Source organism: Kitasatospora sp. NPDC001225 (assembly GCF_053597855.1).
The window spans coordinates 1-11874 of sequence record NZ_JBSFJC010000189.1; the positions used below are offsets into that span (position 1 = coordinate 1).

Annotated in this window: 9 protein-coding genes; 8 read left to right on the forward strand and 1 reads right to left on the reverse strand. The window is 72.8% G+C overall.

The genetic code is table 11. From position 1 onward, the window contains the following. Positions 1–66 precede the first annotated feature (66 nt). From ACWDCZ_RS36130 to ACWDCZ_RS36165, 8 genes are all read left to right on the forward strand, one after another. A complete protein-coding gene (locus ACWDCZ_RS36130) occupies positions 67–1107 on the forward strand; it encodes a substrate-binding domain-containing protein (protein ID WP_449818102.1) in 1041 nt (346 codons plus the stop codon). Positions 1108–1163: 56 nt separating this feature from the next. Further along, positions 1164–1757: a hypothetical protein gene (locus ACWDCZ_RS36135; protein WP_074002009.1), complete on the forward strand. Its 594-nt coding sequence runs from the start codon at positions 1164–1166 to the stop codon at positions 1755–1757. Positions 1758–2004: 247 nt separating this feature from the next. Beyond that, a complete protein-coding gene (locus ACWDCZ_RS36140) occupies positions 2005–4629 on the forward strand; it encodes a hypothetical protein (RefSeq protein WP_143204523.1) in 2625 nt (874 codons plus the stop codon). 115 nt (positions 4630–4744) lie between these two features. Next, entirely contained in the window at positions 4745–5776 is a 1032-nt protein-coding gene (gene pstC / locus ACWDCZ_RS36145; RefSeq protein WP_049661130.1) for a phosphate ABC transporter permease subunit PstC, read from the forward strand. Positions 5777–5840: 64 nt separating this feature from the next. Further along, positions 5841–7097 (forward strand): phosphate ABC transporter permease PstA, encoded by a 1257-nt coding sequence (gene pstA, locus ACWDCZ_RS36150; RefSeq protein ID WP_117488857.1) that lies wholly within the window; start codon positions 5841–5843, stop codon positions 7095–7097. A gap of 38 nt (positions 7098–7135) precedes the next feature. After that, positions 7136–8941, forward strand: a complete 1806-nt coding sequence (locus ACWDCZ_RS36155) for a phosphate ABC transporter substrate-binding protein PstS (protein ID WP_079272017.1) — start codon at positions 7136–7138, stop codon at positions 8939–8941. Beyond that, entirely contained in the window at positions 8938–9861 is a 924-nt protein-coding gene (locus ACWDCZ_RS36160; RefSeq protein WP_380744332.1) for a sortase, read from the forward strand. The genes ACWDCZ_RS36155 and ACWDCZ_RS36160 overlap by 4 nt, the downstream gene beginning before the upstream one ends. 23 nt (positions 9862–9884) lie before the next feature. Further along, the gene (locus tag ACWDCZ_RS36165; RefSeq protein ID WP_082346115.1) at positions 9885–10811 is read left to right on the forward strand and encodes a phosphate ABC transporter ATP-binding protein; all 927 of its coding nucleotides are present in this window, start codon (positions 9885–9887) and stop codon (positions 10809–10811) included. A gap of 28 nt (positions 10812–10839) precedes the next feature. Here the strand turns inward: ACWDCZ_RS36165 and ACWDCZ_RS36170 are convergent, their stop codons facing one another. After that, the gene (locus ACWDCZ_RS36170) at positions 10840–11685 is read right to left on the reverse strand and encodes an HAD family hydrolase (RefSeq protein WP_074002012.1); all 846 of its coding nucleotides are present in this window, start codon (positions 11683–11685) and stop codon (positions 10840–10842) included. Between the last annotated feature and the right edge of the window lie 189 nt (positions 11686–11874).

Sequence of the window (11874 nt, forward strand, 5' to 3'; positions counted from 1 at the left end):
GCCGCGGGGCCTCGCCCCGCGGCCGCCGGGCCACCCTCACCACGACCGGACGCCGGAGGCGGGCCGATGCGCAGGGCCATGACCATGCTGGGCGGTGCCGCCGCGATCGCCGTCCTGGCGACGACCACCGTCGGCGGTACCGCGCTCGCCGACCCGGCGGCCGGTGTCACACCGCGTGCCGTCGACGTCGTGGGTGTCGGCGACGGGACGACCCAGATCCTGATGAACCGGATCGCGATCGGCTACAACGCCTCGCTGACGGATCCGGCGACACCGAGGCTGTACAGCTGGGACACGCGCCCGAGCGGGACCATCACCACCAAGTCGGGTGCCACGACGATCGCCCGGCCCGCGGACCAGCATGCCGGCATGGTCGCGCTGAACGGCCGCACCGGCACCACCGTGGACTTCGCCCGCGCGTCACGCGGCCCGCAGCAGGACGACCTCTCGACGGACGACTTCGTGGCCATCGCCTGGGACGCCGTCGCCTGGGCCGCCCCGGCTACCGGCAACGCCCCGGCGAACCTGAGCACCGGGAACCTGAAGGACATCTACACCTGCGCGGTCACCACCTGGAACCAGATCGACCCGGCGCTGCCGAACGCCACCATCAAGGCCTACCTTCCCCCGTCCGGGACAGGTCTGAGGGCGCACTTCCTGCTCACGATCGGTCGCGGCTACGCGGTCACCCCCGGTGCCTGCGTCACCAGCGGCATCCGGGAGAACCAGGGCAGCGACCCGGTCCTGGCCGACCCCGACGCGTTGATCCCCTACTCGACGGGCTACTACATCGGCCAGGCGTACCAGGGACAGGGCGGTGGTGAGGACGTGCCGGGTGCCCTGACCCTGAGGTCCGTCGACGGCATCGCGCCCATCGACCCGCAGACCAGGACGATCTCGGCCTCCGCCGTCACGGCGCCGTACGGGGTCGTGCTGTCGAACGTCCTGCGCGACGCGGAGCTGTACGCCGACAACACCCGTGGTGCCGCGCTGCGCGGCATCTTCGGCCGCGGTGGCTGGATCTGCCGCAACGGCGCGGACGCCATCAGGAAGTCCGGTTTCGTTCCGTTGCCGCAGATCGCCTGCGGCTCCGTCACCCATTCCTGAGCCCCGCCGAACCGCACCACCCGCACATCACCTCTCCCTCTCCCAAGGAGTCCAGCATGTCCCGCATCAGCGCCCGCCTGGCCGCTACCGGTGCCGCCGTCGTCCTCTCCCTGACCGCCGTGAGCGGCGTCGCCGTCGCCGACACGGCCACCACCCCGGCCGCCGGCCAGGCCGTGATCACCACCGACGTCAACTTCCTGACGAACGCCGCGCTCAACGGCATCGTGATCATCCCGCTCCAGCCCGCGGACCCGGCGTACGACCAGACGGCGGGCCTCACCGTGACGCTTCCGGTGACCGGCGGCGCCGCGAACATCCCGAACTTCTACGGCGACGTGCAGTTCGGTGGCGGCCTGCTCTTCCTGAACCTCAAGACCGGCAAGAGCGTGGCCTTCAAGCAGCTCGACTTCTCGGTCGACAACGGCTACTTCACCGCCGTCCCGAACGGCTCGACCACGCCGGTCCCGCTGCTCGACCCGTCCGGCGACAACGTGATCACCCGCAGCGGCCTCACCCAGAACCTGACCTCCTCCAGCTTCGAGGTGGACGCGGCCGGCGCGCAGTACCTCGACACCAAGCTGGGCACCGGCTACTTCACCGCCGGCCAGAAGATCGGCAAGCTCGCGCTGTCCTACACCCCGGCGCACTGAACCACCCGGTACCGCTCACCCGGTACTGAACCGCAGGTCGGCGGGCCCGCGCCTCGGCGCGGGCCCTTCGCTTGCGGAGTTCCCAACTCCGGTACGGAGTCGTCGCGTTGTGGTCTCGTACATCTGGTCGACCGGATCCCGCCATGTCCGGCTGGCCGAATAGTACGCACGGAACCGTCCGTCCCCAGCGCGATCGACGCCCTCGTGCCGCCTCCCCCGGCGGCCCGCATCTCCCGGAGGCCTCGCCATGAGAAACCGCGTACCCGACCCGAGAGGCCCAGGGAGGTGGCGCCGTCGACTACCGGCCCTGGTCCTCGCCAAGGCCGTGGTGGCGGCGCTCGCCGTCATTCCGATCGGGTTGGGCGCGGCGCCACAGGCGCACGCCGACTCGGCGGTGACCGTCCCGGGCCCGAAGGTCTGGATTCCGTCCGCCAAGAAGTACGGCACCGAGGGCAGCGTGACCGTCTCCCAGACGGCGAACCTGACCAACCAGGTCCTCCAGGTCTCCTGGAGCGGCTTCACCCCGACGGTCTACCTGGGCACCAACGATCCCGCACCGACGGCACAGTCGCTGTCGACCCACATCCTCTACGCGGTGCGGATCTACCAGTGCCGGGGCACCGACCCGGCGGTGACGGACTGTTACGGCAGCACCCTCTACGGCGGCGACCGGACGAAGGGCTTCGAGCAGCCGCCCCGGCCGACGCGCACGGAGGTGCCGGAGTGGCCCACCAACCAGGTGATCGCCGCCACCGGCCCGGACGGCTCGGGCAGCGCCTCGATCGAGGTGTGGAGCGCGAAGGAGAGCTCCACGCTCGGCTGTGACGCGACCCACCCCTGTTCCCTGGTGGTCGAGCCGAACTACGGCGGCGACCCGCTGGACCTCTTCCAGGTCCTCGACGGCAAGGCCGACTGCGAGTTCCACGACCTGGACGCCGACCCGGACGGCTACACCGCCGCCGACGGGATCATGACCCCCGGCAACCAGAACTGGAAGACGGGCAACCGGACCAGCGAGCAGTGCGCCTGGCAGCACCGGACGGTGGTCCCGCTGTCCTTCGCGCCCACGGCGGACTCCTGCACGGTGAGCAACCAGGCCTTCGGTGCCGCCGGTCTGGAGATGGCCAACCGGGCCATGCAGCAGTGGCGGGCCGGCCTGTGCCTGGGCGACTCGCCGATGACCGTGGGCTACGTCCCCTCCGGTGGTGAGCCGCAGGCCCGTGCCGCGTTCCTGGGGGGCAGCAGCAGCACGGAGGTCGCGCTGACGGCGCGGCCCGACCGCTCGCCGCCCACCCGTCCGTACGTCTACGCCCCGCTCGCGACGACCGGCATCTCGGTCACGTACCTGATCGACGACCCGAAGACCGGTCGGCAGATCCGCGACATGAAGCTGAACGCCCGGCTGGTCGCCAAGCTGCTCACCCAGTCCTACGCCTCGCCGGGCATGAGCATCCCCTCCGTGGCCGGCAACTCGACCTGCCTCTACACCGACCCCGAGTTCAAGCAGCTGAACCCGGAGACGGCGGCCAACGGGATCCACTGGCCGACGAGCTGCGGCGGCACCCTGACGGTCTACCCCGGTGTTCCCGGTGGCACCACCGACTTCACCTACCAGCTGACCTCGTGGCTCGCCGCCGATCCGGACGCGAGCCGCTTCCTCGACGGTGAGCCGGACCCGTGGGGCATGCGCGTCGACAGCTTCTACCTGAAGCCGAAGTTCGCCGGCTACCCGGCGGAGGCGTTCCAGGTCCAGGACTACTCCGGGCCCGCGCAGGGCAGCGCGGGAGTCGACTTCAAGCACTGGAAGCAGTACGAGTGGAACCCCTCGCTCGACGGTCTCGGGCGGGTGGCGCGCAACCTGATGCAGTACCAGCCGAACTGCCAGCAGCCGAACAGCGAGTCCGACGGCAGCCACAAGCCCTGTTTCACGCAGATCCCCGGCGTGCGCTCGCTGCTCGCCATCATGGATACCGCCCAGGCCAAGGCGTTCTCGCTCCCCGAGGCCTCGCTGCTCAACCCGGCCGGCTCCTTCGTGTCGCCCGGCACGGCCGGCTTCCAGGCCGCCGTCGGCGACATGCCGACCGACGCCGCCACCGGGGTCCAGCAGCTGCCCTACGGCACGCCGGACACCGCGTTCTCGCGTGACCAGCGGGCGTACCCGCTCACCGCGGTGCAGTACGCGATGGTGCCGACCGGCGGCGTGCCCGCCGAGAAGGCCGCGTCGATCTCGCAGTTCCTCAAGACCGTGACCACCGACGGCCAGACCTACGGCCTCGCGCCGGGGCAGCTCGCCCAGGGCTACCTCGCGCTGACCGGCGCCCAGCGGCAGCAGGCCCAGGAGGCCGTGCAGCACGTCGCGGCCCAGGACGGCAAGCTGCCCGGCAACCAGACCGCCCCTCCGCCCGGCGGCGAGCCGGGCACCCCGGAGAGCGGCAACGGTTCCTCCGGCTCCGGCGGCACGGGCGACGGCACCACCCCGGTGAGCAGCTCCGGCACCGGCGGCACCACCGCCGACGGCAACTCCGGCGGCACCGGCTTCGGCTCCTCCGACGGCCTGTCCGGCGGCGGCCTCTCCGGCACCGGCTCCACCGGGACCGGCACGGCCGGCGGAGCCGCGGCTCCCGGTGCGGCCGGCGGCGCCAAGCCCGGCGCGGGCGCCGCGCCCTCCGGCAACGCGATCGCCGCGGCGCCGGTCGGCACCCCGGTGCCCGACCGTCCCGGCACCGCCCGCCTGCTGCTGCCCGTCGCGCTGATCGCCGGCCTGGTGCTGCTGGTCGGAGGACCGGCCGCGCTGGTCCTGGGCGGTACCCCGGCCGGGGCGAAGGTGCTGACCGGCGCCCGCGCCCAGTGGTCGCGACTGCGCCGCAAGTAGGAACCCGCGCTCGGCGGGGCCGCCGTTCCGGCCCCGCCGAGCGCTTTCCCTCCCGCCGAGGCAGCGCCCCGGTCCCTCACCGAGCACGCCCGTTCCCGAGCACGGAGAGCACACCATGACATCCGCCGCCGAGCCCGCGGCACCGTACGCCGGGGCACCACGCCAACCCGACCACGGGCCCGACCAGGACGTGCCCCGCACGATCACCTCCCCCGCGACCCCGGGCGACCGGGTGTTCCGCGGCGTGCTGCGGCTGGCCGGCTTCTCGGTCTTCGCGATCATGGGACTGATCGCCTTCTTCCTGATCCTGCGCGGCTCCGACGCGCTGCGCGCCGTCGGCCTGTCCTTCCTGACCGAGCAGAAGTGGCAGACCGCCGCCCACAACTTCGGCATCGCCGCCGTCCTGCCCAACGGCCTGCTGATCGCGGTGATCGCGCTGGTCATCGCCGTCCCGGTGGCGATCGGCACCGCGATCTTCATCTCCGAGTACGCCCCGGTGCGGCTGCGGGCCGCCCTGGTCTCGCTGATCGACCTGATGGCGGCGATCCCCAGCATCGTCTACGGCCTGTGGGGCCTGTTCTTCCTGCAGCCGCGGATCATCGGCTTCGTCCGCTGGCTGGCCAACCACCTGGGGGAGTACATCCCCTTCCTCAAGGTGCGGACCGGCGACATCGGCACCTCGTACACCTCGTCGACCTTCATCGCCGGCGTGGTGGTCTCCCTGATGATCATCCCGATCGTCACCTCGCTCAGCCGGGAGGTGTTCTCCCAGGCCCCGCAGGGCGAGCGGGAGGGCGCGTACGCGCTCGGCTCGACCCGGTGGGGGATGGTCCGCGCGGTCGTCCTGCCGTTCGGCAAGGGCGGGGTCATCGGCGCGGTGATGCTGGGCTTCGGCCGGGCGATGGGCGAGACGATCGCCGTCGCGCTGATCATCTCGCCGAACTTCAAGGCCATCACCCACATCCTGGAGAACGGCGCCAACTCGATCTCCGCGCTGATCGCGCTGCGCTTCGGCGAGTCGGACGCGCTGTCGCTCTCCGCGCTGATGGCCGCCGGCCTGGTGCTGTTCGCGCTCACCCTGCTGGTCAACGTGCTGGCCGGGATCGTCATCAACCGCTCGCGCTCCGGCGCCGCGACGGCGGACTGAGCATGACCGACCGTCAGTCCGCCCACAGGGCACGCAGCCGTCCGCACCGTGAAGGGACCATCCGATGACCACGCTCGACCTGCCGCCGGTCGCGGCGTCCGGGCCCGCCGGCGAGCCCTCGCCCCCCGCGTCCCCCGGGCCCGCCGGGCCCGCCGCGGCCGGGACCCCGGGCCCCGAGAAGAAGCTGCGGATCGGCGGCGTCACCCGCGACGACGTCCTCACCGTGGCGGGTGCGGCGGTCGGCTCGCTAGCGCTGGACTGGGTGCTCTACGAGCGGGTGCTGCCGTTCAGCGGCGCCTTCGGCTTCCTGCTCTGCTGGTACCTGCTCTTCCTGGCCGGCTACTACCTGCTCGGCCGGCTCCAGTGGAACCCGATGATGGTGCGGGACCGGCTGGTCGCCGTGGTCGCCTGGAGCTCCGGGCTGCTGGTGGTCGCGCTGACCGCCGACCAGATCGGCTACGTCGCCAGCCGGGGCTGGGAGGCGGCCCAGCACCTCAACTTCTTCACCGAGTCGATGGAGCGCACCGGCCCGCTCGACCCGCTCACCTCCGGCGGCGCGCTCAACGCGATCGTCGGTTCGCTCGAACAGCTGGGCCTGGCCTCCCTGTTCGCCGTTCCGCTGGGCATCGCCGCGGCCGTCTTCATGTCCGAGGTCGGCGGCCGGGCGGCCCGCCCGGTGCGCACCCTGGTCGAGGCGATGACGGCGCTGCCGTCCATCGTGGCCGGCCTGTTCGTCTACGGCATCGTGATCCTCACCTTCGGCTTCGAGAAGAGCGGCTTCGCGGCCTCGCTCGCGCTCACCGTGATGATGATGCCGATCGTCACCCGGGCCGCCGAGGTGGTCATCCGGCTGGTGCCCGGCACCCTGCGGGAGGCCTCCTACGCGCTCGGCGGCAGCCAGTGGCGCACGGTGTGGAACGTGGTGCTGCCGACCGCCCGGCCCGGTCTGGTGACCGCGGTGGTGCTCGGCATGGCGCGCGGCGTCGGCGAGACCTCGCCGGTGCTGCTCACCTCCGGCTTCACCCCGCGGTTCAACGCCAGCCCGTTCGACGCGCAGCAGGTGTCGCTGCCGCTGTACATCTGGAACTACGTCAAGCAGCCGTACGACGGGATGATCGCGCGCGGCTTCGCGGCCGGCCTGACCCTGATGGCCGTGGTGCTGATCCTCTTCGTCACCGCGCGCATGCTCGGCGGCCGCCGTCCCGGGCAGCTGACCCGGGCCCAGAAGCGCCGGATCAACCGGGAGGCCCGCCGCCAGGAGGCGGCCGCCCTCGGGGGCATCGCCCGTCCGTACGCCCTCCACTCGCAGGCGAAGCACTGATGTCCAGACCAACCACCCTCCGTACCAGAGGAGTTCACATGTCCAGGGGCCTCAGTCGCTCCGTGGCCCGGCTGCTGGCGGGGACGATGTCCCTGATGCTCGCGGCGGCCTCCCCGCTGCTGGGGCAGTCCCCGGCGTTCGCGGCCTCCGTCTCGCTGAGCGCGGACGGCTCCAGTTGGGCCGGTCCTGCCATCGACCAGTGGCGGCAGGACGTCTCCCCGCAGGGCATCCAGATCAACTTCAGCCCGGTCGGCTCCGCGGCCGGCCGCACCGCCTGGTCGAACGGGCAGGACGACTTCACGGCCTCGGACGTGCCGTTCCGCTCGGGGCAGGACAGCGGGGTGGGGCAGGGCGGCCAGGCGTCCGGGACCGGAAGCGCGGAGAAGCCCACCTGGGGCTTCTCCTACGTACCGATCACCGCGGGCGGCACCACCTTCATGTACAACCTGGTGGTCGGCGGCAAGCAGGTCCGCGACCTGCGGCTCTCCCCGCAGACCGTCGTGGACATCTTCACCAACAAGATCACCAACTGGAACGACCCGAAGATCACCAACGACTACGGCAAGCCGCTGCCCAGCCTGCCGATCACCCCGGTGGTCCGCTCCGACGGCTCCGGCGCCACCGCGCAGTTCACCCGCTGGATGGAGCACACCCACAAGGACCAGTGGGACGCCTACTGCAAGTCCGTCAACGGCGTGAGCTGCGGTGACTACACCGAGTTCTTCCCGCCCTCCGGCCGGATGACCGCGCAGAACGGCTCCGACGTGGTGGCCGGCTACATCAAGTCCCCGACCAACGTCGGCACCATCGGCTACGACGAGTACGCCTTCGCCAAGCGCAGCAACTGGCCGGTCGTGAAGGTGCTCAACCAGGCCGGCTACTACGCGCTGCCGACCGCCTCCAACGTCGCCGTCGCGCTCACCGCCGCCAAGATCCGCGGCGTGGACGACGGCACCCCCGCGAACGACCCGAACTACCTGCAGCAGAACCTCGACGGCGTCTACACCATGGACGACCCGCGCGCCTACCCGATCTCCAGCTACAGCTACCTGATCGTGCCGCGCGCCGGAGCCTCGGCACCCCCGCCGCCGCGCTTCAACAACGACAAGGGCTCCGCGCTCAGCCGCTTCCTCTCCTACGTGCTGTGCGAGGGCCAGGGCAAGGCGGACGACCTCGGCTACTCGCCGATCCCGCGCGGCCTGGTCAAGGGCGGTCTGCTGCAGACCAGGAACATCCCCGGCAACGCCAGCCCGGTCGACCCCGACACCCTCGCCAACTGCGCCAACCCGACCTTCAACTCGGCCGGGGAGCTGACCGTCCTCAAGAACGCCCCGATGCCGAGCCCCTGCGACAAGGCGGGCAGCCCGCTGGACTGCACCGTGAAGGACGGCCAGCCCGTCAAGACCGGCTCCGGCTCGGGCGGTTCCGGCGGCGCGGCCGGCGGCTCCGGCGGTGCGGCGGGCGGCTCCGGCGGCACCGGCGGGTCCGGTGGCACCGGGGGCACCGGTACCGGCGGTGCGGCGGGCGGTACCGGCGGCGCGGGTACGGCCGGCGGTGCCGGCGACCCGAACGCCGCCGGAGCGGCCGGCGGCGACCCGAACGCGCCCGGCGCCGGTGACGGCACCGAGGACGTGATCGACCCGCAGACCGGCCAGGTGGTCGCCCGCGGCCGCGGCGGCGCCGCCACCGAGGTGGCCGCCAACGTGGTCGAGATCAGCGGCAAGCCCGAGGACTGGATGCTGTCCTCCCTCACCGCGCTGGAACTGCTCGCCGTGGTGCTCGTCCCGCCGCTGCTCGGCCGCCGTCTGCTGCGCCGCCGCAACGGCTCGGGCGGCACCTCGTGACGGCCCCGGTGCTGGAGAAGCCGGTCGAGCGGAGCGCCCCGGCGCAGCCGGCCGCCCCCGCCGCCCCCGCCGCGTCCGACGCCCCGGTCCGGCCCGCCGTCTCCCCCGGGCGGCGGCGGTTCCTCCAGGGCGCCTGGGCGGTCAGCCTGGCGGCCGCGCTGGTGCTCGGCTTCGTCGGGTACCTGTTCACGCTGTCGCACGTCCAGCAGCGGCACTACCAGTCCACCGGGTACAAGACCTTCCGCGACCAGCTGGCCCGGGCGGTCGCCCCGACCGGCGCGGCCGCCGACGGCGCCCCGGTGGCGCTGCTGGACATCCCGGCGATCGGCCTGCACCAGGCCGTGGTCGTCGAGGGCACCACCGGCCGGGACCTGATGCGCGGCCCCGGCCACCGCCGGGACACCGCGCTGCCCGGCCAGCGAGGGGTCACCGTGCTCTTCGGCCGCGGTGCCACCTTCGGCGCGCCGTTCGCCGACCTGTCCAAGCTGCGGGTCGGCGACAAGATCGAGACCACCACCGGCCAGGGCAAGTTCAGCTACACCGTCAACGTGTACGGCGACGGCGACCACCCGATCGTCGACCCGGCGGCCGGCAACCGGATGGTGCTGGTCACCGGCGACTCCGACTGGATCCCCGGCTCCACCGTGCTGATCGGCGCCCGGCTGGACGGCGACCCGGAGCAGAACCCCGGCCGCCGGCCCGCGACCGTCCCGTACGACAAGGCGCTGGCCGCGGACAAGGGCGCGCTGGCCACCCTCCAGCTCTGGTCGCTCGGCCTGCTCGGCGCGGTGGCCGGCGCCCTGGTGCTGGCCCGGTACTGGCGGCGCTCGGCCGCCTACCTGAGCCTCGCGCCGGTGGTCGGCGCGCTGCTCTGGGCGGTCTACGAGAACGCCGCCGCCCTGCTGCCCAACCTCTACTGACGCGCGCCCGGAGGACCGTTCCGATGACCGACGCACCACTGACCGACACCCCGCAGGCCGAGTTCCCACCGACCGACCCGGTCGCCGACACCATCACCCTCCCCCCGGTCGCCCCCGACCCGTACGCGGACCAGCCGTACGGGCAGGACGCGGACGGCCACCCCGACGGCGGGCCGCTCGCCGGGTTGGAGACCCGGGAGGTCTCCGCCTGGTTCGGCAGCCGCAAGGTGCTGGAGCGGGTCTCGCTGGCGATGCCGGCCGGCGAGGTCACCGCGCTGATCGGCCCGTCCGGCTGCGGCAAGTCCACCTACCTGCGGATCCTCAACCGGATGCACGAGATGGTGCGCGGCGCCGCCCTCGCCGGCGAGGTGCTGCTGGACGGCGACGACGTCTACCGGCCCGGCCGCCGGCCCGCCGAGGTGCGGCGCCGGATCGGCATGGTGTTCCAGCGGCCCAACCCGTTCCCGGCGATGTCCATCCAGGACAACGTCTCCAGCGGGCTCAAGCTGGCCGGGATCAAGGTCTCCAAGGAGGAGCGCCAGCACCTGGTGGAGACCAGCCTGCGCCGGGCCGGGCTCTGGGACGAGGTGTCCACCCGGCTGCACACCCCGGGCGGGGCGCTCTCCGGCGGCCAGCAGCAACGCCTGTGCATCGCACGGTCGTTGGCCGTCTCGCCGGACATCCTGCTGATGGACGAGCCGTGCTCCGCGCTCGACCCGACCTCCACCCGCCGGGTCGAGGAGACCATCGCCGAACTGCGCGGGCGGCTCACCATCGTGATCGTCACCCACAACATGCAGCAGGCCCAGCGCGTCTCGCAGACCTGCGCGTTCTTCCTGGCCACCCACGACACCCCGGGGCGGATCGTCGAGGCCGGGCCGACCGGGCAGATCTTCGGCAGCCCGCGCGACCAGCGGACCTCGGACTACGTCAACGGCCGCTTCGGCTGAGCACCGACCGGCTGGAGGAGCCCCGGGTTCAGCCGAGCCCGAGCAGTTCCTCCAGCACCGCCGCGACGCCGTCCTGCTCGTTGCTCACGGTGTGCAGCGGCACCGCCGCCAGCACCTGCGGGTGCGCGTTGGCGACGGCGTACGCGGTGCCGGCCCAGGCCAGCATCTCCAGGTCGTTCGGCATGTCGCCGAAGGCCACCACCTCGCTCCGGTCGATCCCGTGCCCGGCGCACCAGCGGGCCAGCGTGCTGGCCTTGGTGACGCCGGGCGCGCTGATCTCCAGCAGCGGGATCGACGCGGAGCGGGTGATCTCGGCCAGGTGCCCGGCCGCCGCCCTGGCCTCGGCGAGGAACTTGTCCGGGTCGAGGTCCGGGTGCTTGGCCAGCAGCTTGAACAGGCCGCGGACCGACCCGCCGGCCCCCAGCAGCTCCTCCGCCGGGCCGACCTCGTGCTCCATCTCGTCGCCCCACATCGGCACCGCGTAGCCGGCCTCGCGGGCCCAGCCGCCCGGGTACTCGAAGGCGAACGCGGTGCCGGGCAGCGCGGCCCGCAGCGTCTCGACCACCGCCAGGGTGGTCTCCACCGGCAGCGGGAAGGTCTCCAGCAGCTCGCCGCGCCGCACGTCCACCACCGCGCCGCCGTTGGAGCAGATCGCCACCCCGTGGCCGCCGATGTGCGGGCTCACCTGCCGCATCCAGCGCGGCGGCCGCCCGGTCACGAACACCACCCGCACCCCGGCCGCCTCGGCCGCCGCCAGCGCCGCGGCGGTGCGGTCGGTGACGGTGCCGCCGGAGCAGAGCAGGGTGCCGTCCAGGTCGGTGGCGATGAGGCGGGGCGCGGTGCGGGATTCGGTCACCGGTCCATCTTCGCCCATCGGCGCGGCCGGGGCACCGGCCCGGGTCCGCGGCCTGCGGACGCCCCCGCAGTGATCAAGCCCTTCATGCGCCGTTTCCGGCCGATCCGCCCGTACCCGGGGTGTTCGGCCGACCACGGCGGGCATGACTGCCCACGGCAACCCCGTCGGCAGGAAGAGCCATGCCCACACGCCAGCTCCGTGACCAGC